Origin of the sequence: Pseudomonas sp. SJZ077 (assembly GCF_007993905.1) — a bacterium.
Lineage (GTDB): Bacteria > Pseudomonadota > Gammaproteobacteria > Pseudomonadales > Pseudomonadaceae > Aquipseudomonas > Aquipseudomonas mandelii.
This window is the reverse complement of sequence record NZ_VIUJ01000002.1, coordinates 122,775-145,621: the sequence shown is the minus strand read 5'-3', so window position 1 is coordinate 145,621 and position 22,847 is coordinate 122,775. Positions and strand designations below refer to the sequence as shown.

At 61.0% G+C, this 22,847-nt stretch carries 22 protein-coding genes; 9 read left to right on the top strand and 13 right to left on the bottom strand.

From position 1 onward, the window contains the following. Positions 1 to 62: 62 nt before the first annotated feature. From FBY01_RS04335 to FBY01_RS04320, 4 genes are read right to left on the bottom strand one after another with little or no spacing between them, the layout of a single operon-like run. Complete coding sequence (locus FBY01_RS04335; RefSeq protein WP_010466832.1) at positions 63 to 359, bottom strand: DUF167 domain-containing protein; 297 nt, start codon at positions 357 to 359, stop codon at positions 63 to 65. Then, positions 359 to 946 (bottom strand): YggT family protein, encoded by a 588-nt coding sequence (locus FBY01_RS04330; RefSeq protein ID WP_010466835.1) that lies wholly within the window; start codon positions 944 to 946, stop codon positions 359 to 361. Before FBY01_RS04330 ends, FBY01_RS04335 begins: the two co-directional genes overlap by 1 nt. 24 nt (positions 947 to 970) lie before the next feature. Beyond that, positions 971 to 1,789 (bottom strand): pyrroline-5-carboxylate reductase, encoded by an 819-nt coding sequence (proC, locus tag FBY01_RS04325; protein ID WP_010466837.1) that lies wholly within the window; start codon positions 1,787 to 1,789, stop codon positions 971 to 973. A gap of 34 nt (positions 1,790 to 1,823) precedes the next feature. Then, positions 1,824 to 2,510 carry a YggS family pyridoxal phosphate-dependent enzyme gene (locus tag FBY01_RS04320; protein WP_145306722.1) on the bottom strand — a complete coding sequence of 229 codons (687 nt, stop codon included), beginning with the start codon at positions 2,508 to 2,510 and terminating at the stop codon, positions 1,824 to 1,826. Positions 2,511 to 2,567: 57 nt separating this feature from the next. Between FBY01_RS04320 and FBY01_RS04315 the strand changes: the two genes are divergently transcribed. Next, positions 2,568 to 3,602 carry a type IV pilus twitching motility protein PilT gene (locus FBY01_RS04315; RefSeq protein ID WP_010466841.1) on the top strand — a complete coding sequence of 345 codons (1,035 nt, stop codon included), beginning with the start codon at positions 2,568 to 2,570 and terminating at the stop codon, positions 3,600 to 3,602. A gap of 151 nt (positions 3,603 to 3,753) precedes the next feature. Here the strand turns inward: FBY01_RS04315 and FBY01_RS04310 are convergent, their stop codons facing one another. Then, positions 3,754 to 4,371 carry a C40 family peptidase gene (locus FBY01_RS04310; RefSeq protein WP_077747226.1) on the bottom strand — a complete coding sequence of 206 codons (618 nt, stop codon included), beginning with the start codon at positions 4,369 to 4,371 and terminating at the stop codon, positions 3,754 to 3,756. A 249-nt stretch (positions 4,372 to 4,620) separates the two neighbouring features. Between FBY01_RS04310 and FBY01_RS04305 the strand changes: the two genes are divergently transcribed. Next, the gene (locus FBY01_RS04305; protein ID WP_077747227.1) at positions 4,621 to 5,052 is read left to right on the top strand and encodes an NINE protein; all 432 of its coding nucleotides are present in this window, start codon (positions 4,621 to 4,623) and stop codon (positions 5,050 to 5,052) included. A 94-nt stretch (positions 5,053 to 5,146) separates the two neighbouring features. Here the strand turns inward: FBY01_RS04305 and FBY01_RS04300 are convergent, their stop codons facing one another. The 7 genes from FBY01_RS04300 to gshB all read right to left on the bottom strand — a co-directional run bounded on the left by FBY01_RS04300 (position 5,147) and on the right by gshB (position 11,232). After that, positions 5,147 to 6,418, bottom strand: coding sequence for a dihydroorotase (locus FBY01_RS04300; protein WP_145306724.1), 1,272 nt, complete (start codon positions 6,416 to 6,418; stop codon positions 5,147 to 5,149). Continuing rightward, positions 6,415 to 7,419 (bottom strand): aspartate carbamoyltransferase catalytic subunit, encoded by a 1,005-nt coding sequence (locus tag FBY01_RS04295; RefSeq protein WP_007897943.1) that lies wholly within the window; start codon positions 7,417 to 7,419, stop codon positions 6,415 to 6,417. Before FBY01_RS04295 ends, FBY01_RS04300 begins: the two co-directional genes overlap by 4 nt. A gap of 27 nt (positions 7,420 to 7,446) precedes the next feature. Further along, positions 7,447 to 7,950 (bottom strand): bifunctional pyr operon transcriptional regulator/uracil phosphoribosyltransferase PyrR, encoded by a 504-nt coding sequence (pyrR, locus tag FBY01_RS04290; protein WP_010466851.1) that lies wholly within the window; start codon positions 7,948 to 7,950, stop codon positions 7,447 to 7,449. Between the two features lie 80 nt (positions 7,951 to 8,030). Then, positions 8,031 to 8,468, bottom strand: coding sequence for a Holliday junction resolvase RuvX (gene ruvX, locus FBY01_RS04285; RefSeq protein ID WP_005792259.1), 438 nt, complete (start codon positions 8,466 to 8,468; stop codon positions 8,031 to 8,033). Continuing rightward, a complete protein-coding gene (locus FBY01_RS04280) occupies positions 8,468 to 9,040 on the bottom strand; it encodes a YqgE/AlgH family protein (RefSeq protein WP_145306726.1) in 573 nt (190 codons plus the stop codon). The genes ruvX and FBY01_RS04280 overlap by 1 nt, the downstream gene beginning before the upstream one ends. A gap of 214 nt (positions 9,041 to 9,254) precedes the next feature. Then, complete coding sequence (locus tag FBY01_RS04275) at positions 9,255 to 10,154, bottom strand: energy transducer TonB (protein ID WP_083375545.1); 900 nt, start codon at positions 10,152 to 10,154, stop codon at positions 9,255 to 9,257. Between the two features lie 106 nt (positions 10,155 to 10,260). Beyond that, positions 10,261 to 11,232, bottom strand: coding sequence for a glutathione synthase (gshB, locus tag FBY01_RS04270; RefSeq protein ID WP_077747230.1), 972 nt, complete (start codon positions 11,230 to 11,232; stop codon positions 10,261 to 10,263). A gap of 235 nt (positions 11,233 to 11,467) precedes the next feature. Here gshB and pilG point away from each other — a divergent pair, with 235 nt between their 5' ends. The 6 genes from pilG to FBY01_RS04235 all read left to right on the top strand — a co-directional run bounded on the left by pilG (position 11,468) and on the right by FBY01_RS04235 (position 21,452). Further along, a complete protein-coding gene (pilG, locus tag FBY01_RS04265) occupies positions 11,468 to 11,872 on the top strand; it encodes a twitching motility response regulator PilG (protein ID WP_010466861.1) in 405 nt (134 codons plus the stop codon). A gap of 57 nt (positions 11,873 to 11,929) precedes the next feature. Continuing rightward, positions 11,930 to 12,295, top strand: coding sequence for a twitching motility response regulator PilH (gene pilH, locus FBY01_RS04260; protein WP_145306728.1), 366 nt, complete (start codon positions 11,930 to 11,932; stop codon positions 12,293 to 12,295). A 10-nt stretch (positions 12,296 to 12,305) separates the two neighbouring features. After that, positions 12,306 to 12,845: a chemotaxis protein CheW gene (locus FBY01_RS04255; protein WP_010466863.1), complete on the top strand. Its 540-nt coding sequence runs from the start codon at positions 12,306 to 12,308 to the stop codon at positions 12,843 to 12,845. Between the two features lie 147 nt (positions 12,846 to 12,992). Continuing rightward, complete coding sequence (locus FBY01_RS04245; RefSeq protein WP_145306730.1) at positions 12,993 to 15,050, top strand: methyl-accepting chemotaxis protein; 2,058 nt, start codon at positions 12,993 to 12,995, stop codon at positions 15,048 to 15,050. 53 nt (positions 15,051 to 15,103) lie between these two features. Then, positions 15,104 to 21,004, top strand: coding sequence for an Hpt domain-containing protein (locus tag FBY01_RS04240; protein WP_145306732.1), 5,901 nt, complete (start codon positions 15,104 to 15,106; stop codon positions 21,002 to 21,004). Continuing rightward, positions 20,997 to 21,452, top strand: a complete 456-nt coding sequence (locus tag FBY01_RS04235) for a chemotaxis protein CheW (RefSeq protein WP_145306734.1) — start codon at positions 20,997 to 20,999, stop codon at positions 21,450 to 21,452. The genes FBY01_RS04240 and FBY01_RS04235 overlap by 8 nt, the downstream gene beginning before the upstream one ends. Before the next feature lie 82 nt (positions 21,453 to 21,534). On the opposite strand, the gene FBY01_RS32195 is transcribed toward FBY01_RS04235, so the two are convergent. Next, a complete protein-coding gene (locus FBY01_RS32195; protein ID WP_372241861.1) occupies positions 21,535 to 21,990 on the bottom strand; it encodes a DUF6124 family protein in 456 nt (151 codons plus the stop codon). 148 nt (positions 21,991 to 22,138) lie between these two features. On the opposite strand from FBY01_RS32195, the gene FBY01_RS04225 reads away from it, so the two are divergent. Beyond that, positions 22,139 to 22,768, top strand: coding sequence for a nucleotidyltransferase domain-containing protein (locus tag FBY01_RS04225; protein WP_083375550.1), 630 nt, complete (start codon positions 22,139 to 22,141; stop codon positions 22,766 to 22,768). Positions 22,769 to 22,847 lie beyond the last annotated feature (79 nt).

The window sequence follows — 22,847 nt, the reverse complement described above, 5'->3', positions numbered from 1 at the left end:
CTCCTACAGGGATTGCGTCATCTTGCAGGCGCGAGGCTTGCCCGCGAAGAACGATGACGCGGTTAACCTGGCGGACGCAGCAGATCCGGCAAATCCGGCAGCTTCTTCGGCGAACAGATCCGCACCCGCTTCTGCCGGTTCAACTCCCCGCTGATCAAACTGACCTGACTCTTGGACACCCCAAACGCCTTGGCCAGAAACGCCATCAGATACGCGTTGGCCTTGCCTTCGACCGGCGGTGCGGTCAGGCGAATCTTCAGCCGATCCCCGTGCAGCCCGCAGAAGTCATCGCTGCGGGCTGCCGGTTGCAGGTGACATTCCAGAATCAGATCATCACCGTCCCAGCGAAAGTAGCTCATCAGATCAGGCCGAGCAGCCCCATCGGCATCAGGGCGAAGTTCGCAAGGCGCGGGATCAGCCAGCTTTGCAGCAACTGGATCACGATAAACGCGAAGATCGGCGAGATGTCGAGGCCACCCAGGTTGGGAATGATCCGACGAAACGGGGCGAGTACCGGTTCAGTGATCTGCGCGACCAGTTCTGCACCTGGGTTGTGGCTGCCTGGGGCGACCCAGGACAGAATCACGCTGATGATCATCGCCCAGAAAATAATGTTCAAGAACAGAGAGAAGAGGGCGATCAGGGCCCATGGCACCAGGAACAGCCAGTCGACCATGAAGCCTTTGAGCAGCAGGATCACCGCGATCAGCAGCATTTGAATGATCAGCGCCAATACCAGTGACGACATGTCCAGCCCGAACATGCTCGGGATGACCCGGCGCAGCGGCTTGAGCAGCGGTTGGGTGGCCTTAACGATGAACTGGCAGAGCGGGTTGTAGAAGTTCGCCCGAACCAGTTGCAGGATGAAGCGCATCAGTACGATCAGCAGGTACAGGCTGCCCAGGGTTTTAATTATGAAAATGGCAGCGTCATTGAGTCCAAGCATCATTAATTCCTTTGTAAGAGCTGATTAGCGGCCAAGTTGCTCAGCCATCTCGGCCGAACGGTGAGCAGCGGCGCCGAGTGCTTTTTCGACCAGCGCTTCAAAGCCGCCGGCCTGGAACGATTTGATTGCTGCTTCCGTGGTGCCCGCAGGGGACGTCACGCGACGGCGTAATTCAGCAGCGTCGACATCACTGGCAACCGCCATGTGTGCGGCACCCAACGCGGTTTGTACCGTCAATTGTGCGGCGATGTCCGCTGGCAGGCCGAGTTTCACGCCAGCGGCGGTCATGGCTTCAATCAGCAGGAAGAAGTACGCCGGACCCGAGCCGGAAACGGCGGTGACCGCGTCCAGTTGCTGCTCTTCGTTCAGCCACAGGGCAATGCCGACGGCCGACAACAGCTCTTCGGCTTGCTGACGTTGCTCAGCGTTTACTTCGGCGGTGGCAAACAAACCGCTTACGCCCTGACGCAGCAGCGCCGGGGTGTTGGGCATGCAGCGCACGATCGGCTGGGCGCCGAGCCAGTTGTTCATGCTGGCGCAGGTGATGCCGGCCGCAATCGAAACCACCAGTTGATTCGGTTTCAGGCTTGGGCGAATCGCTTCGCACACGGCTTTCATGGCCTGCGGCTTGACCGCCAGCACTACCACGTCAGCGTCTTGAATGGCATCGGCATTGTCGGCGAATACTTCAACGCCATGTTCAGCCTGCACCTTGGCGCGGGTTTCGGCGCCCGGATCGCTGGCGCGGATCTGTGCGGCGTCCAGGCCTTTGGCGCGAAGACCGCCGATGAGGCTGGCGGCCATGTTTCCGGCACCGATAAAGGCAATACGAGTCTTGCTCATGTCAGGTCCTTATCAAGAGAGGCGTCAGCCATTGTCATGGTTGACCGTAGTCGCGGGCGCCAAACAGGGCCGTACCGATGCGGACCCAAGTGGCACCCTGGGCGATGGCCGACTCGAGGTCGTGGCTCATGCCCATGGAAAGTGTGTCGAGCGGCAGATTCAGGCTGGTTTGCAGGCTTTGCACGGCAGCAAAAGCGGCATCCTGGGCGGCGCGATCTTCAGTCGGCTCAGGGATCGCCATCAACCCTCGCAACTTGATGCGCGGCAATTCGCTGATGGACTTGGCCAGGGCCGGCAGGTCGGCCGGGGTGCAGCCGGATTTGCTGGCTTCACCGCTGACATTGACCTGTATACAGATGTTCAAGGGCGGCAGATCGGCAGGGCGTTGTTCGGACAGGCGTTGTGCGATTTTCAAGCGATCCACGGAATGCACCCAGGCGAAGTGCTCGGCGATAGCGCGAGTCTTGTTCGATTGAATGGGGCCGATGAAGTGCCAGATCAAGGGCAGGTCGGCCAATTCGAGCTGTTTGCCCAAGGCTTCCTGCAAGTAATTCTCGCCAAAATCGCTCACGCCTGCGGCATACGCCTCGCGCACGGCCTCGGCAGGCTTGGTCTTGCTCACCGCCAGCAGTTGAACGCTGTGCTCGTCGCGGTGGGCGGCAAGGGCGGCGGCGCGGATGCGCGAACTAACCTGAAGAATGTTGTCTGCTATCGTGGACATCAAAGAGGCGCCGGCGGTTTGAAGGTTGGCGGCATTCTACTGGAATTGAGGAGCGCTATGGATATCACTGAGCTGCTGGCCTTCAGCGCTAAACAGGGCGCGTCCGACCTGCACCTGTCTGCCGGCCTGCCACCGATGATTCGCGTCGACGGCGACGTGCGGCGCATCAACCTGCCGGCCCTGGACCACAAACAGGTGCATGAGCTGATCTACGACATCATGAACGACACCCAGCGGGTGGACTTCGAGAAACACCTGGAGACTGATTTTTCCTTCGAAGTGCCCGGCGTGGCGCGTTTCCGGGTCAACGCCTTCAACCAGAACCGGGGGGCGGGTGCGGTATTCCGGACCATCCCGTCGAAAGTCCTGAGCATGGACGACCTCGGCATGGGCGAGGTGTTTCGCAAGATCACCGAGGCCCCGCGGGGCCTGGTGCTGGTGACCGGCCCCACCGGTTCCGGCAAGTCCACCACCCTGGCGGCGATGATCGATTACCTGAACAACCATCGCCATCACCACATCCTCACCATCGAAGACCCCATCGAATTCGTCCATGAATCGCGTAAATGTCTGATCAACCAGCGCGAAGTCCACCGTGATACCCGTAGCTTCGCCACGGCCCTGCGCTCGGCGCTGCGGGAAGACCCCGACGTGATTCTGGTGGGGGAGATGCGTGACCTGGAGACCATTCGCCTGGCATTGACCGCCGCCGAGACCGGTCACCTGGTGTTCGGCACGCTGCACACCACGTCAGCGGCGAAGACCATCGACCGGGTGGTGGACGTGTTTCCGGGGGACGAGAAATCGATGGTGCGGTCGATGCTGTCCGAGTCGTTACTGGCGGTGGTGTCGCAGACCCTGATCAAGAAGATCGGCGGTGGGCGCATTGCGGCGCACGAAATCATGCTCGGCACGTCGGCGATCCGTAACCTGATCCGCGAAGACAAGGTGGCGCAGATGTACTCGTCGATTCAGACCGGGGGTAGCCTGGGGATGCAGACGCTGGACATGTGTTTAAAGGACTTGGTGACCAAGGGCTTGATCAGCCGGGAGCATGCCCGGGAGAAGGCGCGGACGCCGGATAACTTCTGAGGAGGCCAGAAACGCCTTCGCGGGCAAGCCTCGCTCCTACAGGTCAGGCATGTGCCGCAAAAAATGGCACGTAACCTGTAGGAGCGAGGCTTGCCCGCGAAGAGGGCGTCATGACCGAAGCAAGTGCCGGGTCTGACCCCGGGACTTCAGATCAGCGCTGAACAACCTGAAGTGTGTTCTTCTCTTTCGGCAAAACCCGCTTGGCAACCACGTAGTGGCTTTCCCAGTACGGTTTCTTCAAGGTGTCGATGGTCACCGACTTGCCACGGCGCGGTGCGTGGATAAAACGGTCGTTGCCCAGGTAGATGGCAACGTGATTGACCCGACGGCTCTTGATGTTGAAGAAAATCAGGTCGCCCGGCTTCAGATCCTTGCGATCGACTTTCTCGCCATGACCGCTGGCCATGGCATTGGACGTGCGTGGCAGGTCGAACGTGGCGTCGTTGAACGCGTATTTCACCAGGCCGCTGCAATCGAACCCTTTACTTGGGCTGCTGCCGCCCCAACGGTAAGGTGTACCGAGGACGTTGACGGCGCGACTCAGCACGTTGCTGCTTTCCTTGGTCGCCATCGGCGGAACAAGGCTGCTTTTACTAGCCAGCTGTGGAGCACGTTTTTCGGTTTTCTTGTTTTTGCTCGAAGGAGCAGAAACATGGGATTTTTGGGTGTAACCATTAACGTTTGGAAGACGTTGCTCACGATTGGTGGCGTGGGCGGCCAGTGGCATCAAAAGGCAAATGGTTAGCCATGTCTTGAAAAATGGACGCATTAGGCAAGGCTCATATAGGTTAGCGCGCAACTTTATAACAGCTTTTTTTGCCCTTCCGAGGCCGTTGGTCGATTCAACTTGTGGTCAATGGAACCAAATAAGCGGCAAATGGACGCAATTGTCGGACAGAAGTCAGGTGGTATAAGGCTTTGACGCAACCGAAGGTAGCATGTGCCATACGTCGGCAACCTGTAAAAAAGTCACAAAGAATTCAAGAATATTTATCTATCGTGTGAATCGAGGTCCTTCATGAACACCTATCAACAGGCTGGCCAGCAGCAAGATACACACAGCAAAGTGATCGGCTACCTGCTGTGGATTTTTGGTTTTACCGGGGCTCACCGCTTCTATTACGGCAAGCCGGTGACCGGGACGATCTGGTTTTTCACCTTCGGTTTGCTGGGTATTGGCTGGCTGATCGACATCTTCCTGATCCCGGCCATGGACCGTGAAGCGGACCTGCGTTTTACCGCCGGACCCATCGAGTACAACGTGGCGTGGATTCTGCTGACGTTTCTCGGTGTCTTCGGCGTACACCGGATGTATCAGGGGAAGTGGATCAGCGGATTGCTGTACCTGGTGACGGGCGGGTTGTTCTTTCTGGGGGTGCTGTATGACTTCTGGACGCTGAATGACCAGGTGTCCGTGCGTAACGCGCAGAATCGCGGCACTTTCCAGTAAGCCATCGCCAGCAGGCTAGCTCCCACAGGGGATTTGTGTTGTTCACAGATCCTGCGTGGGAGCTAGCCCTGCTAGCGATTGGGACAGCTCAGTCTCAAGACTGGTGGCTGATCCGCCCATCCACCAGGGTGTAGCGCACGACGCCGGGCAGGCTATGCCCAATGAACGGGCAGTTCTCACCCTTGGACAGCCAGGTCTCACCGGCCACGGTCGAAGCCGCCGGATCAAACAGCACGATGTCCGCCGGCCCGCCTACGGCTAACTTGCCCGCCGGCAAGCGCAACGCCTCGGCAGGCCCGGTGCTGAGGCGCGCCAACAACGTTGGCAGATCCAGCAACCCATCCTCCACCAGCGTCATCGCCAGCGGCAGCAGCAGTTCAACGCTGCTGATGCCCGGCTCGGTCGCGCCAAACGGTGCCAGTTTGGCATCCCGTTCGTGGGGCTGGTGATGGCTGGAGATGGCCGAAACCACGCCCGACTTCACCGCTGCACGCAAGCCATCGCGGTCGGCGCGGGTGCGCAGCGGCGGCTGGACGTGATAGAGGCTGCTGAAGTCGATCAGCGCTTCGTCGGTCAGGATCAGTTGATACAACGCCACATCGGCGGTCACCGGCAGGCCACGGGCCTGGGCCTGAGCGATCAGCGCCACGCCGCGAGCGCTGGTGAGCTGGCTGAAGTGCGCACGCACGCCGCTTTGCTCGACCAGCAGCAGGTCCCGGGCCAGGGCGACGGTCTCGGCGGTTTCCGGAATGCCCGGCAAGCCGAGGAAACTGGCGGTCGGGCCTTCGTGGGCCAAACCACCTTCGGCCAGATCATGATCCTGAGAGTTGAAAATCACCGTCAGGTCGAAGGTCGCCGCGTATTCCAGCGCCCGGCACAACGTGCGGGTGTTGCGGAAGCTCTCCAGACCGTTGCCGAAGGCCACGCAGCCGGCATCGCGCAAGGCGACCAGTTCGGCCAGCTGTTCGCCGTCCAGGCCTTTGCTCAGGGCGCCGATAGGGAAGACTTTGGTGTTGCCGGCCTCGCGGGCGCGGTCGAGGATCAGTTCGGCCACGGCCGAAGTATCGAGCACCGGTTTGGTTTTCGGCGGGCAGCACAGGCTGGTGACGCCACCGGCCGCGGCGGCGCGGGTTTCGCTGATGATCGAGCCTTTGCGGCTGTAGCCCGGCTCGCGCAGGGCGACGTTCAGGTCAACCAGGCCAGGGGCGGCCACCAGGCCTTTGGCGTCAATGGTGTCGACGGGCACAAAACCGGCGGGTACGGCGCCCAGGGCAACGACTTTGCAGGCTTCAATATGAATATCGGTAACTTGATCCAGGCCTGTGGCCGGATCGATGACACGTGCGCCGAGAATGCTGAGCTTCACTGGGCGTTCTCCTGCTCGAATTGACGTTGCGCAGTCTGCCCGCTCATGGCCATGGACAACACGGCCATACGAATCGCGATGCCGTAGGTGACCTGGTTGAGGATCACCGAGTGCGGACCGTCGGCCACCGCCGACTCAATCTCCACCCCACGGTTGATCGGCCCCGGGTGCATGACGATGCAGTCCGGCTTGGCCCCGGCCAGGCGCGCGGTGGTCAGGCCGAACAGGCGGTAGAACTCGCCCTCGCTCGGTAGCAGGCCGCCGGTCATGCGTTCGCGTTGCAGGCGCAGCATGATCACTACATCGACGTCTTTCAGGCCTTCGGTCATGTCGGTGTACACCTTCACGCCGTATTGCTCGATGCCGATCGGCAGCAGGGTTTTCGGCGCGATCACACGGATGTCCGGGCAGCCGAGGGTTTTCAGCGCCAGCATGTTCGAGCGCGCCACCCGCGAGTGCAGGATGTCGCCGACGATGGCCACGGAGAGGTTTTCGAAGCCGCCCTTGTGCCGGCGGATCGTCAGCATGTCGAGCATGCCCTGGGTCGGGTGCGCATGACGGCCGTCGCCGCCGTTGATGATCGCCACTTGCGGGCAGACATGTTCGGCAATGAAGTGCGCCGCACCGGAATCACCGTGACGCACGACGAACATGTCGGCGGCCATGGCTTCCAGGTTGCGCAGGGTGTCGAGCAGGGTTTCGCCCTTGCTCGCCGACGAGGTCGACACGTTCAGCGTGATGACGTCGGCCGATAGCCGTTGGGCCGCCAGCTCGAAGGTGGTGCGGGTGCGGGTGGAGTTCTCGAAGAACACGTTGCACACGGTCTTGCCGCGCAGCAACGGGACTTTCTTCACCGCCCGGGCGCCGACTTCGAGGAACGAGTCGGCGGTGTCGAGGATTTCCGTCAGCAACTCGCGGCGCAAACCGTCGAGCGAGAGGAAGTGGCGCAGCTGGCCCTGATCATTGAGCTGCAGCGGGCGCTTGGTTTCTAGAGGCGTCATCGCGAGGGGGACTCTCAATAGGGCGGATTAAAGGGCGAGGTCTTGCAGTTCGAGCTTGAGCTCCGGGCCGGACAGCTTCACCCGCTCGTGGGCCGCAAGCGTCAGCGTCGCACCGACCACGTTCGGGCGGATCGGCAACTCGCCGGCGTCCAGGTCCAGCAGGCACACCAGCGTCACGCTGGCCGGGCGGCCGTAGTCGAACAGTTCATTCATGGCGGCGCGGATGGTTCGACCGCTCATCAACACGTCGTCGATCAGCACCAGATGCTGGCCTTCGATTTCGAACGGCAGGGCGGACGGGCGCACTTGCGGGTGCAGGCCGTTCTGGCTGAAATCGTCGCGGTAGAAGGACACGTCCAGGGTGCCGAGGGGCGCATCACTGCCCAGTTCATCGAGCAACGCCTGGGCGACCCAGACGCCGCCGGTACGAATGCCGATGTAACGCGGTTCGCTGATGCCACGGTGTTCCAGATGTGCCTTGAGACGGATCGCCATCTGGCTGATCAGTTCGGCGGGATTGGGCAGGCTCATGGTTGCTCCTTCTTGGGCCCGAGCCGGTGCGTGCGGGGTTTGGCTCGGGTTCTAGCTAAGAGAGACGCTGTGACGGCGCTTCAGGATTCGAACAGTGCGGTGTTTTCGTCGAGCCAGCCTTGCAACAGCAGGGCGGCGGCGATGGCGTCGACCGGGTTGTCGCGGTAACTGCCTTTTTGCCCGCCGCGATCACGCCGCTCGCCTTTGGCTTCGAAGGTGGTCAGGCGTTCGTCGTGCGTATAGAAGGGCAGGTTGTAGCGGCCATTGAGGCGCCGGGCGAATTTCTCCGCGCGCAGGCACATGTCGCTCGGCGTGCCGTCCATGTTCAGGGGCAGGCCGACGACCACGGCGTCGGGCTTCCACTCTTTAATGAGGGCTTCGACCTGGTTCCAGTCGGGAATACCGTTTTGCGCCTTCAAGGTGCACAGCTCGCGGGCCTGACCGGTAATCACCTGGCCGACCGCAACGCCGATCTGTTTGGTGCCGTAGTCAAAACCCAGAATCAGTCGCAGGGCCATCAGGCGTGGCCCGCCTGGCTGGTCAGCAGGCTGAGATTGACCCCGAGGTGCTTGGCCGCTGCATCCAGGCGCAGTTCGCTGCTGGTGTTGAACAGGATGTTGGCGTCAAACGGACAGGTCAGCCAGGCGTTCTGCGCCAGTTCGGCTTCAAGCTGTCCGGCTTCCCAGCCAGCGTAACCGAGGGCAATGACGCTTTTGGCCGGGCCGACGCCGTCAGCGATGGCGAACAGCACGTCCTGGGAGGTGGACAAGGAAAGGTCGCCTTCCAGATCAACGGTCGCCTGAAAGGTCTTGCCCGAAGGGTGCAAGACAAAACCACGGTCGGTCTGCACCGGGCCGCCGATGAAGATCGGCACATGCTGGCAGAGCACCGGCGGTTCGATGTCGGGGCGCAATTGCTCGAGGATATCGGCCAGATTCAGGTCTTGCGGGCGGTTGACCACCAGCCCCATGGCACCATTGGCCGTGTGCTCGACGATGTAGGTCAAGGTGTGCGCAAAGTTCGGGTCGGCCATGTGAGGCATGGCGATCAGGAAGTGATGCTTGAGGTAGCTGGGGCTGACGTTCTTCATGAGCGCTAGTGTGGCGTTGGAGGGGCGAACTGACAAGCTGGGGATGCACAGGAAATGCTTGGGCGGGCGTCTTTTGATCCGGGTTTTGCTTGAGGGCCTCTTCGCGGGCAAGCCTCGCTCCTACAGGTTCGGTATGTACCGCAAAAGTGGCGCATGACCTGTAGACGCGAGGCTTGCACGCGAAGGCGCCGGCTCAATCACCCAAATCAATTGATCAATTACTGGACAACCGGTCCCCACGGGCGAATTTCCACGTGCGGATGATCTCCAGCCGATCAATGTCCGACAAATCCCCGGTAAACGGTGAAAACGGTGCCGCCAGCCGCACAATCCGCTGCGCCGCCTGATCCAGCAGCGGTTGCCCGGAGGATTCCAGCACCAGCACTTCATACAGCGAGCCATCGCGGTTGATCGAGACCATCAGGCGCAAATTGCCGTAGATCTGCTTGCGTCGCGCTTCGTCGGGGTAATTCAAGTTGCCGATGCGCTCGACCTTCTTGCGCCATTCGTCCTTATACCAGGCGCCCTTGTCTTTCATGGTCGAAGCAGCGCTCAGGCGGTGGATTCGCGGGCGCTTGGCGTACAGCTGTTGTTCGTTGGCCAGTTCCGCTTCCAGGCTGGCGATGTCGCTGGACAGCTGTTCAGTGTCGAACGTCGGCGCCGCCACCGCAGGCTTGGTTATCGGCTTGATCTCTTCGTTCTTGGCCGGGGCTTTTTTCGGCTTCGGCGCGACCGTGGTCACGGCAGCCTTGGGCGCGGCTTCCGGCACTGGCGGCTTGGCGGCCGGCGGTGGCGTGACTTTCTGCACCTTGTTGTCCTGGAAGGGCGCGACCTCGGTGGTCTTGGGAATCGCCTTTTTATCCAGGGTGCCGCTGCCTTCCTGATTTTCCTGGGCAAGGAAATCAGCTTTCGCAGGCTTCTTTTCGCTTTTGAAGGTGGCGAGGGTGATTTCCAGGGTTTTACTGATCTGCTTGGGTTCGACCATCGTGAACCCGACGCCCAACAGCAAGGCCAGGTGAATCAGCGCCGCTAGAAACAGGGTAAATCCGAGGCGATCGGCCGGGCGCACGCCACGATGGGCGAGTTCAGGGGGCAGATCGGACGGAAGTGTCATGACAAAAAAACCAACATCGCGTTTTTACGGGCTCGGCATGATAACGCAATGTTGGTTTTTAGCTTCAAGCTACAAGTATCAAGCGACAAGCTGTAGGGCGTCAGCTTCAAGCTTGCAGCTTGCGGCTTGAAGCTTGCAGCTGCTTCTCTATGGCATCCATCAGCATGCCGCCGATGTCGGTGCCAAACGCATTATCAATCTCGCGAATGCAGGTCGGGCTGGTGACGTTGATTTCGGTGAGGTGCTCACCAATCACGTCCAGACCCACGAACAGCAGGCCTTTCTCACGCAGGGTCGGGCCGACCTGAGCAGCGATCCAGCGATCCTTGTCGGTCAACGGGCGGGCTTCGCCACGACCGCCGGCCGCCAGGTTGCCACGGGTTTCACCGGCGGCCGGGATCCGTGCCAGGCAGTAATCCACGGGTTCGCCGTCGATCATCAGGATGCGTTTGTCGCCATCGATGATTGCCGGCAAGTAACCCTGGATCATGATCTGCTGCTTGCCATGCAAGGTCAGGGTTTCGAGGATCACCGACAGGTTCGGGTGGCCGACGGTGTGACGGAAGATCGACGAGCCGCCCATGCCGTCCAGCGGCTTGAGGATCACATCGCCGTGGTGATCGGCGAACTCGCGCAGCACGTCCGGGCGACGGCTGACGATGGTCGGCGGCGTGCACTGCGGGAACAGCGTGGCGAACAGCTTTTCGTTGCAATCGCGCAGGCTTTGCGGCTTGTTGACCACCAGCACGCCAGCGCGCTCGGCTTGCTCCAGCAGGTACGTGGAGTAGACGAACTCCATGTCGAATGGCGGATCCTTGCGCATCAGGATCACGTCAAGATCGCTCAGCAGCGCGTCGGTCTCGGCTTCCAGTTCGAACCATTTTTCCGGGTTGGCGAAGACTTTCAGCGGACGCATCCGCGCTCGGGCTTCACCTTCTGCCTGGTATAAATCGCTCTGTTCCATATAGAACAGTTCCCAGCCGCGCTTCTGTGCGGCCAGCAGCATGGCCAGCGAGCTATCCTTTTTATAGGAGATGCTGGCAATAGGGTCCATGACAATCCCGACGCGAACGCTCATGGGTTTTTCCTCGAATTGGGGTGGTCCGGATGGACACGAAAAAGTGGCGTCAGATTGGCGCCCAGTGTGTTCCCGGTCAAGGAAAAACCACCGTGTCAGTCGCCCGATAGATTGGTGTTGGAGACTGTGCTAAAAAGGCTGCCATGTCGTGCTGGCCCTTGAACATCAAGGGTTTCGAGCCACCGAAGGTCCGTAAACGGACAATTTGATTCGCAAAGGCGACGGTAGAGCATTTATGGAACAGCATTCCAGCGCCTTGAAGGTCATGGTGATCGACGATTCGAAGACGATTCGTCGTACCGCCGAAACGCTGTTGAAAAACGTGGGTTGTGAAGTCATCACGGCCATCGATGGTTTCGATGCCCTGGCCAAGATTGCCGATAACCATCCCGGCATCATCTTTGTCGACATCATGATGCCGCGCCTGGATGGCTATCAGACCTGCGCGTTGATCAAGAACCACAGTGCGTTCAAGTCCACGCCAGTGATTATGCTGTCGTCCAAGGACGGGCTGTTCGACAAGGCCAAGGGGCGCATCGTCGGCTCCGACCAGTTTTTGACCAAGCCTTTCAGCAAGGAAGAACTGCTGAACGCGATCCAGGCCCATGTACCGGGCTTCGCCGCCGTTTTGCCGCAGTAGGACACGCACAGTGACGCTCGGCCAGCGGGCCCGGCGTTGACAAGAATGGGGAAGACCATGGCACGTATTCTGATCGTCGATGATTCGCCGACCGAAATGTACAAACTGACCGGCATGCTGGAAAAGCACGGTCATGAAGTGTTGAAAGCCGAAAACGGCGCCGACGGCGTGGCCCTGGCCCGTCAGGAAAAACCCGACGCGGTGCTCATGGACATCGTCATGCCCGGCCTCAACGGTTTCCAGGCGACCCGCCAGTTGACCAAAGACCCGGAAACCGGGCGCATCCCGGTGATCATCATCACCACCAAGGATCAGGAAACCGACAAAGTCTGGGGCACACGCCAGGGCGCCAAGGATTACCTGACCAAACCGGTCGACGAAGAGACCCTGATCAAAACCCTGAACAACGTGCTGGCCGGTTGATCGTCCGGCCATGACCGAGTCGCTGACGGCTTTCGAACTGCTGCTGCAGATTGACCAGCGCTGTCGTCTGCTGGCGGCGGATCTGCCATCCCAGCCAACCCGACAGGACCGCTGGAGCGGCATCGGCTTTCGCTTGGGCGAAAACTGGTACGTCGCGCCCATGGGCGAAGTCAGCGAGGTCCTGCACGAACCGCGTTTCACCCAATTGCCGGGCGTCAAACCCTGGGTCAAGGGTGTGGCCAACTTGCGCGGACGATTGCTGCCGATCATGGATTTGTGCAGCTTCTTCGGACATGAGCAGTCGACCCTGCGCAAACAGCGGCGGGTGTTAGTGGTGGAACACGGTGAAGTGTTTGCCGGGTTGATGGTCGACGAAGTCTTCGGCTTGCAGCACTTTGCCCAGGACAGTCTGGAACCGGTGTCGATGGCCGATCTGCACGGGCCGATTGCCGCGTTCGTCCAGGGCCGGTTTCAGCGTGAGCAGACGTGGCAAATATTCAGTCCGTTTACGCTGGCGCAGTCGCAAAGCTTTATGCATGTAGCGCTGTAATCAAGGCGACGCCCCAATCCTGCAGGAGCGAGGCTTGCCCGCGAAGAACGAAAACGCGGTGTTCCCGTAAGACCGTAGCGCCTGCTTCGCGGGCAAGCCTCGCTCTTGCAAGGGCGTCGTTGAATCAGGCAGTACAGGCGAGGACCGATGATAAAAACAAAAACAGGCAAGCCAGAAGGATCGCGCAGCCGCTCGCAGATCATCGTGCTGTTCATCGCGCTGATCATCTTCATCATGCTGCTGTTTGCCAACTTCGCTTACCTCAACACGCAAGCCACGTATGACAAACAGTACATCGGCCACGCCGGCGAACTGCGCGTGCTGTCCCAACGCATCGCCAAAAACGCCACCGAAGCCGCTGCCGGCAAGGCGGCGGCGTTCAAGCTGCTGAGCGATGCACGCAACGACTTCGCCCAACGCTGGGGTTACTTGAAGAAGGGCGACCCGGCCACCGGCCTGCCGCCAGCGCCGTCCGCCGTGCGCCCGGAAATGCGCGCCGTTCAGCTGGACTGGGAACGGCTGCTGAAAAACACTGACGCCATCCTCTCCAGCGAGCAGACCGTACTCTCGCTGCATCAGGTCGCCGCGACGCTGGCCGAAACCGTGCCGCAGTTGCAGGTCGAATACGAAAAAGTCGTCGAAATCCTCTTGCAGCGCGGCGCGCCGGCCGCTCAGGTGGCCATGGCCCAGCGTCAGTCGCTGCTGGCCGAACGCATCCTGGGCGCGGTGAACACCGTGCTGTCCGGCGATGAAAATTCACAACAGGCCGCCGACGCGTTCGGTCGCGACGCTGCCCGATTCGGCCAGGTACTCAATGGCATGCTCCAGGGCAATACGTCGCTGCGGGTCAGCCAGGTCGAAGACCGCGATGCGCGGGCCCGCTTGACCGAGATTTCCGAGCTGTTCGAATTCGTTTCCGGCTCTGTGGATGAAATCCTCGAAACCTCGCCGGAGCTGTTCAAGGTTCGCGAATCGGCGACCAACATCTTCACCTTGTCGCAGACCCTGCTCGACGAAGCCTCGCACCTGGCCAGCGGGTTCGAAAACCTTGCCGGCGGGCGCGACACCGACACCATTGGCGGCTACGTGTTGGGCCTGTTGGCGCTGATGTCGATCATCCTTATCGGCCTGGTGATGGTGCGCGAAACCAACCGCCAGCTGCGCGAAACCGCCGAGAAGAACGAGCGCAACCAGACCGCGATCATGCGCCTGCTCGACGAGATCGAAGACCTCGCCGACGGCGACCTCACCGTGACGGCCTCGGTGACCGAAGACTTCACCGGCACCATCGCCGACTCGATCAACTATTCCGTCGATCAACTGCGCGACCTGGTGGCGACCATCAACCTCACCGCCGGCCAGGTCGCCGCCGCCGTGCAGGAAACCCAGGCCACCGCCATGCACCTGGCCCAGGCGTCGGAACATCAGGCGCAACAGATCAGCGAAGCCTCCACCGCGATCAACGACATGGCCCAGTCCATCGACCAGGTCTCCGCCAACGCTGCCGAGTCCTCGGCGGTGGCGGAACGTTCGGTGGAAATCGCCAACAAGGGCAACGAGGTGGTGCACAACACCATCCACGGCATGGACAACATTCGCGAGCAGATCCAGGACACTGCCAAGCGCATCAAGCGTCTGGGCGAGTCCTCTCAGGAAATCGGCGACATTGTCAGCCTGATCGATGACATTGCCGATCAGACCAACATCCTTGCGCTCAACGCGGCGATCCAGGCCTCGATGGCCGGTGATGCCGGGCGCGGTTTTGCAGTGGTAGCCGACGAAGTGCAGCGTCTGGCCGAGCGTTCGTCCGCCGCTACCCGGCAGATCGAAACCCTGGTGCGAGCGATCCAGACCGACACCAACGAAGCCGTGATTTCCATGGAACAGACCACCACCGAAGTGGTGCGCGGCGCGCGTCTGGCGCAGGATGCCGGTGTGGCCCTGGAAGAAATCGAAGGCGTGTCGAAGACCCTGGCGGCGTTGATCCAGAGTATTTCCAACGCTGCGCAGCAGCAGACGTCTTCAGCCGGTCAGATTTCCCTGACCATGAACGTGATCCAGCAGATCACCACGCAGACTTCGTCGGGCTCGACCGCCACCGCCGAAAGCATTGGCAACCTGGCGAAAATGGCCAGTCAGCTGCGGCGCTCGGTGTCCGGTTTTACCTTGCCGGCGGCCAAGGCGCAGGCGGCGGATAGAGTGTGAAGCGCCCGCAGGCGTTCGGGTTTTTTTGAGTAGAGCAGTGATTTGGAGTGGTTATGGGTGATCGGCACGACTATGTGGCCCTCGAGTGGGTCAAAGGCGAGATTGCCGAAACGCTGAAAGTGGCTCATCAAGCGATCGAAACCCTGCTTGATGATCCCCAGGCGACGCACGCCCTGAGCGATTGCCTGGCGTGCATCCATCAGGTCCACGGCAGTTTGCAGATGGTCGAATTCTACGGCGCGGCCCTGCTCGCCGAAGAAATGGAACACCTGGCCACCGCCTTGCAGCAAGACCGCATCAACCATCGCGACGAGGCGCTTCATCTGCTGTTGCAAGCCCTCGGGCAACTGCCGATCTACCTCGACCGGGTGCAAGGCGCGCGCCGTGACCTGCCCTTGGTGGTGCTGCCGCTGATCAACGATTTACGCAGTGCCCGGGGCGAAAGCCTGTTGTCGGAAACCAGCCTGTTCAGCCCGCAATTGCTCGACCTGCCGGTGTTGGACGAAGAATCGCTGGCCCTGCTGGAACCGGCGGATTTTGCCAATGTGCTGCGCAAGTTGCGGCAGATGCTGCAAATGGCGTTGGTCGGGTTGCTGCGCGAGCAGGATGACGAGACTAACCTTGGTTATCTGACCAAGGTTTTTTCACGCCTGGAAGGACTGTGCGGCAACGCGCCTTTGAGCCCGTTGTGGCAAGTCGCCTCGGCGCTGGTCGAAGGCATGCGCGGCGGCTCGATTGCCAACAGCCCGGCGCTGCGCAGCCTGTTCAAGGACGCCGACAAAGAACTCAAGCGCTTGCTCGAACAGGGCATACGCGGCATCAATCAGCCGGCGCCGCCGGAGTTGCTCAAGAGTTTGCTGTTCTACATTGCCAAGGCCGAACATCCCACCGGGCAGATGCTGACCATGAAAGATCGTTACTCACTGGACGACGCGCTGCCTGACAGCGCAATGGTCGACGAAGAACGCGCCCGCCTGGCCGGACCGGACCGTGACGCCATGCGCTCGGTGCTGGCCGCGCTGTGTGAAGAGCTGGTGCGGGTCAAGGAACGCCTGGACCTGTTTGTGCGCAGCGACCGCCAGCACACCTCGGACCTCGAAACCCTGCTGGCGCCGTTGCGGCAAATCGCCGACACCCTGGCGGTGTTGGGTTTCGGCCAGCCGCGCAAAGTCATCATCGATCAACTGGCGGTGGTGCTGAGCCTCGCCCAAGGCCAGCGCGAACCCAACGACGCCATTCTCATGGACGTTGCCGGGGCCTTGCTCTACGTCGAAGCGACGCTGGCCGGCATGGTCGGCACCGTAGAGCCGGAGAGCCGGGAAGAAAGCCACCTGCCGACCACCGATCTGACGCAGATCCACCAGATCGTGATCAAGGAAGCGCGCATCTGCCTGCAACAGGCCAAGGACATGATCGTCGACTACATCGACGCCGACTGGGATCGCCAGCATTTGCAGGCCTTGCCGGCGTTGCTGACCCAGGTACGCGGTGCGCTGTCGATGATTCCGTTGGGTCGTGCGGCGAGCCTGATCGAAGCCTGCAACCACTTCATTCGCGAGCATCTGCTGCTGGACCCGGGCCAGCCCGGCTGGCAGGAACTGGACAGCCTGGCCGACGTCATCACCAGCATCGAGTATTACCTGGAGCGTCTCAGCGACGACCCCGAGGCACCCGGTGAACAACTGCTCGACGTGGCGGAAAAGAGCCTGGCGTCCCTTGGGTTTTTCCCCAGTGAACAACAGGTGCCGATGCTTGAGGATGTGCTGAGCCCGAGTGAAGCCCAGGTGATGCAGGACCTGCAAGAACTCGATGACCCCGATACCGTGCAGTCGCTGGCCGATGTCCTGGCCAGCCCGGTGTCTTCGGTCAATCCGCCGGCGCTGACCATTCCGGGCAGCCTGCTGCCACCGCCCGCCGGCGAAGAACCGGTGGATGAAGAGCTGCGGGAAGTCTTCCTCGAAGAAACCGATGAAGTCCTGGAAATCCTCCGAGAGTACTTGCCGCGCTGGACGGCCAACCCGGACGATAACGCCGCGTTGAGTGAATTGCGCCGGGCTTTCCACACCTTGAAAGGCAGTGGCCGGATGGTCCGTGCGCTGGTGCTGGGCGAGCTGGCGTGGGCGGTGGAAAACCTGCTCAACCGCGTGCTGGAGCGCAGCGTTGCGCCTGGGGCGGCAGTGCAACAATTGCTCCTCGATGCACTGGAACTGCTGCCGCAACTGGTGGCCGAGTTTGCCGCCAATGCCCAGCGCCAGTGCAACCAGGTCGACCAACTGGCCGCTCGCGCCCATGCCCTCGCCAAGGGCGATACGCCCGCCAGCGATGAGGACACCCAGGACGTCGCGGCCCTCGATCCGCTGTTGCTGGAGATCTTCCGCAAGGAAGCCGAGACCCATCTCGCCAGCCTCAACCGTTTCCTTGATCAAGCCGCCGAGCACGTGCCGCTGCAAGCCAGCGACGAGTTGCAGCGGGCGTTGCATACCTTGAAGGGCAGCGCCTCGATGGCCGGCGTATTGCCGATCGCCGAGCTGGCGACGCCGCTGGATCAACTGGCCCGCGAATACAAAGCGCACCTGATCGCCCTCGACCTCGACGAAGTCGAACTGCTGCTGGAAGCCGAAGGTCTGTTCCGTCTCGGGCTGCGGCAACTCAAGACTGATCCGCTGGCCGAAATACCGGATGCCGATTTACTGATCGAGCGCACCAAGGCGCTGCTCGCTGAGCGTCTGGATGCGCTGTTGAAAGCGCCGAACACCGCGCTGCGAATCAAACGTGATCCGCAACTGATCAACAACTTCCTGGCCCAGGGCATGGACATCCTGCTGGACGCCGAAAGCCTGTTGCAGCGCTGGCAGCAGCACCCCGGCGAGCGCCAGGAACTCAGCGCGTTGCTGGACGAATTGACCACCTTGGGCGAAGGCGCGCACCTCGCCGATCTGCACCCGGTGGATGAATTGTGCGAAGCGTTGCTCGACCTGTACGGCGCGGTGGAAGAGAGCAGCCTGGCAGTCAGCGACCGGTTTTTCCACGAGGCGCAAAGTGCCCACGAAGCGCTGATCAATATGCTCGACGAACTGGCCGCCGGCCAGGAAGTCAGCCCGCAACCGGAACGCATCCGGGCCTTGCGCGGCCTGCTCGATGAAAGCCTTGATCCATCGTCCATGGGCCTGATCCGCAGCGATGGCAGCCGCACCCTGAGCATCCGCGAACTGGGCAGCGCCACCGCAGAACTGGAACAGACTGCGACTCAGGTCGAGCTGGACGATGAGATCGTTTCGATCTTTCTCGAAGAAGCGGTGGATATTCTCGAGAGTGCTGGCCAGGCCTTGCAGCGCTGGCTGAACGACCCGGATAACGCCGCGCCGCTGTCGTCCTTGCAGCGGGACTTGCATACTCTCAAGGGCGGCGCGCGGATGGCCGAGGTCGAGCCGGTCGGCGACCTGGCCCATGAATTGGAAAGTCTTTACGAAGGCCTGGTGGACCACCGTTACAGCTACAGCGAAACCCTTGCGCAGTTGCTGCAACAGAGCCATGACCGGCTCGCGGTGTTGCTCGAACAGCTGAAAAACCAGCATACCCTGGGTGCCCCGAGCGAGCTGATCGAGGCGATTCGCGAGTTCCGTCAAGGCAATGCCAACACCGCCGAAGTGGCGGAACCTGCGCCGGCCAATGACTCGCCGGGGCATGACCCCGAGCTGCTGGAGATCTTCCTTGAGGAAGGTTTCGACATCATCGAAAACTCCGGCACGGCGCTGGTGCGCTGGCAAGCCGAACCGTCGAACCGTCAGGAAGTGGAAACCCTGCTGCGCGACCTGCACACGCTCAAGGGTGGTGCGCGGATGGTGGAAATTGCCCCCATCGGCGACCTCGCCCATGAGCTGGAATTTCTCTACGAAGGTCTGTCCGCTGGCGTGCTGCAACCGACCCCGGCGCTGTTCGCCCTGCTGCAAAGCAGTCATGACCGACTGGCGCAAATGCTCGACGCCGCCCGCGCCGGCCAGCCCTTGCCGCCGGCTGATCGGTTGATCGACGCGATCAAGAACTTCAGCCATCCCGCTGTTCTTGATACGCCGGTGATCGTGCCCGCCACGCCGAAACCCGACGCCCCGGTGGCGCAAGCCGAAGTGGGCGTCGACATGGTCAAGGTCTCGGCAGAACTGCTCGACGATCTGGTCAACCTGGCCGGTGAAACCTCGATCTTCCGTGGCCGTATCGAGCAACAGGTCAACGATGCGCGGGTGGCCCTGAGCGAGATGGAAACCACCATCGAGCGGATGCGCGATCAGTTGCGACGGCTCGACACCGAAACCCAGGGACGGATTCTCAGCCGCCAGCAAGTCGAAGCGGAACGTCTGGGCTACGAGGAGTTTGATCCGCTGGAAATGGACCGTCACTCGCAGTTGCAGCAGTTGTCGCGGGCGCTGTTCGAATCCGCCTCCGACCTGCTCGACCTCAAGGAAACCCTCGATCGACGCAATCAGGATGCGGAAAACCTGCTGCAACAGCAGGGCCGCATCAACACCGAATTGCAGGAAGGACTGATGCGCACGCGCATGGTGCCGTTCGAGCGCATGCTGCCGCGCTTGAGGCGCATCGTCCGCCAGGTCTCCAGTGAACTGGGCAAAGACGTCGAGTTCGTGGTCGGCAACGCCGAAGGCGAGATGGATCGCAACGTGCTTGAGCGCATGGCGGCGCCGCTGGAACACATGCTGCGCAACGCCGTGGACCACGGCCTGGAATCGGCCGAGGTGCGTATTGCGGCCGGCAAACCGGCCCAGGGACGAATCACTCTCGACCTGTCCCGCGAGGGCGGCGACATGATTTTCGACATCCGCGACGACGGCGCAGGCGTGCCGCTGGACGCGGTGCGGCGCAAGGCGATCAAGCGCGGCTTGCTGGCCCCGGACGCCGAGGTCAGCGACCGCGATGTGCTGCAATTCATCCTGCAACCGGGGTTCTCCACCGCCGAGAAAATCACTCAGATTTCCGGGCGTGGCGTGGGCATGGACGTGGTTCACGAAGAAGTCCGGCAGCTCGGTGGCACCATGGTCATCGACTCGACACCGGGGCAGGGCGTGCACTTTCGGATTCGCCTCCCGTTCACCGTGTCGGTCAACCGCGCGCTGATGGTGCAGTGTCTGGAGGATCAATACGCGATCCCGCTGAACACCATCGACGGCATCGTTCGCGTGCTGCCCAACGAGCTCGAAGGGCATTACCGGCTCGATCCGCCGACTTATGAATACGCCGGGCAGCGTTATGAACTGTGTTATCTGGGCGAGCTGCTGAAAACCAGCACCCGCCCGAAACTGTTGGGCCAGAGCCTGCCGCTGCCAGTGTTGCTGGTGCAATGCAACGAGCGGCACATCGCCGTGCAGGTGGATTCCACGGCCGGCACGCGGGAGATCGTGGTCAAAAGCCTCGGCCCGCAATTTGCGTCGGTGCAGGGGTTATCCGGGGCGACGATTCTGGGCGATGGCCGGGTGGTGCTGATTCTCGATTTGCTGGCGCCGATCCGCGCCATGCAGGCCCGAGTGCCGCAACAGTCGGCGACACAGGACGTTGAGGTCGAGCCGCATAAACCGCTGCTGGTGCTGGTGGTCGACGATTCGGTCACCGTGCGCAAGGTCACCAGCCGCCTGCTCGAACGTCACGGCATGAACGTGCTGACTGCCAAGGATGGGGTCGACGCCATGCTGCTGCTCGAAGAACATATGCCCGACGTTATGCTGCTCGACATCGAGATGCCGCGCATGGACGGCTTCGAAGTGGCGACCCAGGTGCGCAGCGACGAACGTTTGCAGCATTTACCGATCATCATGATCACCTCCCGCACCGGCCAGAAACACCGCGACCGCGCCATGGCCATCGGCGTCAACGACTACCTCGGCAAGCCGTACCAGGAATCGGTGCTGCTCGACAGCATCGCGTTGTGGAGCAAAACCCATGCTTGAACATCGCACCAGCAATCTCACCGGCCTGCTGCTGCCCCTGGCTGACCGCAACCTGATTCTGCCCAACGTGGCGGTGGCGGAGTTGATTGACTATCAACCGGGGGCGTTCGATCTGGACACACCGCCGTGGTACCTGGGGTTGGTGACGTGGCGGGACCGGCAGATTCCGTTGCTGAGTTTCGAGTCGGCGTGCGGCAATAAAACCGTCATCGGCGAGCGCGCGCGCATCGTGATTCTCAATGCCCTCGGTGGGCGGCCGGAGCTGAAGTTCATTGCGCTGTTGGTTCAGGGGATTCCGCGGTCGTACAAACTGGACAGTCAGTTGAGTTACGTCGATGTGCCGTTGTGTCCGCTGGAGCAGGCGGCGGTGCAGGTGGGGGAGCAAGTGGCCAAGGTGCCTGATTTGCTGGCGCTGGAGGAGTTGTTGGTGAGTGTCGGGCTAGTCTGACGGGCCCCTTCGCGGGCAAGCCTCGCTCCTACAAGGACTGCGCCAAACCTGTAGGAGCGAGGCTTGCCCGCGAAGGCGGCCTTCACCTTACGGAATACTTCACGGCTAAACCCCGGCCCGAGCCTTCCACATCGTCTGCCAGATCGGCCGCAATGGCGCTGATGGACAGCAAGTCTTCGGAGGCATTGGCCAGCAAGGCTTCGATGTCGGGGCATACAGTGAAGAGCCGGGACTTATTACGGCGCCTCGACGTTTTTTCGTGAGCAGGGGAAAAGTAATAGGAGAAGACGCGGTCGGCAGCTTCTTTAAGTTTCTCGGCTTCAAGGGACGCTTGGGAATCGATGTCAGTGTTATCTGCTGGGTTGGTCTTTACCTTGGACATAATGAGTTTCCGATTACAGATTGGCGTTGGTCCATTCGAAATGAATGGCGCTTTTTCTCCGTCTTTTCGGGGGTTCCAGACCCGATCGCTGATTGGCAGCGACCCATAAACAATAACGATCAGCGCAAAACCCCACCAGTCATCGGCTTCCGGCATTGCTGTAGGCGGCGACGCCAGACTGTGTAGCCTCGCACCGTTCCTGCGGACAAATGTTTAAACACAAATCCCTATTCGGCTCGCGACAGGTTGAAGATTCCCAAAAAGGGACCTATCGTTCCCTTTTTGGGACTCATCGGTTGCCACTGTGAAAAACCTTTCCCTCAGCGAAGCCTTGTTCACCACCACCCAGCAAAAAGTGCTGGGCTTGTTGTTCGGCAAACCCGATCGAAGTTTTTACGCCAACGAAATCGCCCGCTGGGCTCAAGTGGGTAAAGGCAGCCTCATGCGAGAGCTGGATCGGTTGCAACAGGCAGGCGTGTTGACCTTGAGCCGCCAAGGCAACCAGACCCACTATCAGGCCAATCCGCAGTGCCCGATTTATGCTGAGCTGTTGGGCATCGCCCGCAAGACTTTTGGCATTGCCGAGCCTCTGCGTCAGGCGCTTCAACCCTTTGCCGAACAGATCACCTGGGCATTTGTGTACGGTTCAATCGCCAAGGACTCGGCAAACGCATCCAGTGACATTGATCTCATGCTGATCGGTGAAGGCCTGCACTACAGTGAAGTGATGGAGCGGCTTATGCCTCTGGAGGAGCAATTAGGCCGCGTCCTTAATCCGACGCTCTACACCCCCGAAGACTGGGCCGCAAAACTGGCGGCTGAAAACAGCTTCGTCGTGCGGGTAGCGCAGCAGGACAAGATCAACCTGATGGGGGAAAACCCTTTGGAGTCCAAGGATGGGCAGCAACGAGAATCTGGAAAACCTGTTACGTAGCGGTGGGCTGAAAGCCATTCGTGTGCAGCAGCAGATGGCTGGGCTGTAATTATTACTCGTTGAAAACTGCGGTGATCGT

What these genes read in the sequence shown, in the direction of transcription:
- FBY01_RS04320 (WP_145306722.1), bottom strand. Translation starts at nt 2,510, where the DNA reads ATGTCCACGATAGCAGACAACATTCTTCAGGTTAGTTCGCGCATCCGC.
- FBY01_RS04245 (WP_145306730.1), top strand. Translation starts at nt 12,993, where the DNA reads ATGATAAAAACAAAAACAGGCAAGCCAGAAGGATCGCGCAGCCGCTCG.
- FBY01_RS04310 (WP_077747226.1), bottom strand. Translation starts at nt 4,371, where the DNA reads ATGCGTCCATTTTTCAAGACATGGCTAACCATTTGCCTTTTGATGCCA.
- FBY01_RS04330 (WP_010466835.1), bottom strand. Translation starts at nt 946, where the DNA reads ATGCTTGGACTCAATGACGCTGCCATTTTCATAATTAAAACCCTGGGC.
- gshB (WP_077747230.1), bottom strand. Translation starts at nt 11,232, where the DNA reads ATGAGCGTTCGCGTCGGGATTGTCATGGACCCTATTGCCAGCATCTCC.
- FBY01_RS32195 (WP_372241861.1), bottom strand. Translation starts at nt 21,990, where the DNA reads ATGCCGGAAGCCGATGACTGGTGGGGTTTTGCGCTGATCGTTATTGTT.
- FBY01_RS04295 (WP_007897943.1), bottom strand. Translation starts at nt 7,419, where the DNA reads ATGACGCCTCTAGAAACCAAGCGCCCGCTGCAGCTCAATGATCAGGGC.
- ruvX (WP_005792259.1), bottom strand. Translation starts at nt 8,468, where the DNA reads ATGGCCCTGCGACTGATTCTGGGTTTTGACTACGGCACCAAACAGATC.
- pilH (WP_145306728.1), top strand. Translation starts at nt 11,930, where the DNA reads ATGGCACGTATTCTGATCGTCGATGATTCGCCGACCGAAATGTACAAA.
- pilG (WP_010466861.1), top strand. Translation starts at nt 11,468, where the DNA reads ATGGAACAGCATTCCAGCGCCTTGAAGGTCATGGTGATCGACGATTCG.
- proC (WP_010466837.1), bottom strand. Translation starts at nt 1,789, where the DNA reads ATGAGCAAGACTCGTATTGCCTTTATCGGTGCCGGAAACATGGCCGCC.
- FBY01_RS04275 (WP_083375545.1), bottom strand. Translation starts at nt 10,154, where the DNA reads ATGACACTTCCGTCCGATCTGCCCCCTGAACTCGCCCATCGTGGCGTG.
- FBY01_RS04235 (WP_145306734.1), top strand. Translation starts at nt 20,997, where the DNA reads ATGCTTGAACATCGCACCAGCAATCTCACCGGCCTGCTGCTGCCCCTG.
- FBY01_RS04305 (WP_077747227.1), top strand. Translation starts at nt 4,621, where the DNA reads ATGAACACCTATCAACAGGCTGGCCAGCAGCAAGATACACACAGCAAA.
- FBY01_RS04280 (WP_145306726.1), bottom strand. Translation starts at nt 9,040, where the DNA reads ATGAAGAACGTCAGCCCCAGCTACCTCAAGCATCACTTCCTGATCGCC.
- pyrR (WP_010466851.1), bottom strand. Translation starts at nt 7,950, where the DNA reads ATGAGCCTGCCCAATCCCGCCGAACTGATCAGCCAGATGGCGATCCGT.
- FBY01_RS04240 (WP_145306732.1), top strand. Translation starts at nt 15,104, where the DNA reads ATGGGTGATCGGCACGACTATGTGGCCCTCGAGTGGGTCAAAGGCGAG.
- FBY01_RS04315 (WP_010466841.1), top strand. Translation starts at nt 2,568, where the DNA reads ATGGATATCACTGAGCTGCTGGCCTTCAGCGCTAAACAGGGCGCGTCC.
- FBY01_RS04335 (WP_010466832.1), bottom strand. Translation starts at nt 359, where the DNA reads ATGAGCTACTTTCGCTGGGACGGTGATGATCTGATTCTGGAATGTCAC.
- FBY01_RS04255 (WP_010466863.1), top strand. Translation starts at nt 12,306, where the DNA reads ATGACCGAGTCGCTGACGGCTTTCGAACTGCTGCTGCAGATTGACCAG.